Below are 523 nucleotides of genomic sequence, written 5' to 3' on the forward strand. Positions count from 1 at the left end.
TGAACTGAACCCCAAATCTTGGACGGTTTACGTTTATTTCAAGGACTGAGTTCTGTACTGTACAGGACTCAGTCCTTTTAGTTTAAGCTGAATACGTTCATGATTGTAGTAATGAATATATTCATGAATCTGTCTCTCTAATGCTTCAATTGTTTTAGGTTTGTCGATATAGATAGTCTCGCACTTTAATGTACCAAAGAATCCTTCCATTAACGCATTATCCAAGCAGTTGCCTTTCCTGCTCATACTTTGTTTTATCTTATGCTTTTTAAGTGTCTCCCTAAACGGCTTCATTTGATAATGCCATCCCTGATCTGAATGTAGCATTAACGTCTTATGACGATGTTTTCCAGTCTTGTCCAATGCATTATCAAGCATTTGGCTTACCAAATCATAGGTTGGCCTTTTTGCGAGCGTATAACTGACTATCTCATTGTTATAAACATCAAGTATCGGTGATAAATATAATTTATTGTCACCTACCTTAAACTCGGTAATATCAGTGAGCCACCGCTTATGTGGC

General features: G+C 37.1%; 1 protein-coding gene. It reads right to left on the reverse strand.

Annotated features, from left to right (window positions below; translation table 11 throughout):
- Positions 1–33: 33 nt before the first annotated feature.
- Positions 34–523: IS3 family transposase (locus CXF62_RS01475; protein WP_145990524.1), on the reverse strand; the 490-nt coding region annotated here is incomplete at its 5' end.

Origin of the sequence: Psychrobacter sp. MES7-P7E (genome assembly GCF_002863645.1) — a bacterium.
Lineage (GTDB): Bacteria > Pseudomonadota > Gammaproteobacteria > Pseudomonadales > Moraxellaceae > Psychrobacter.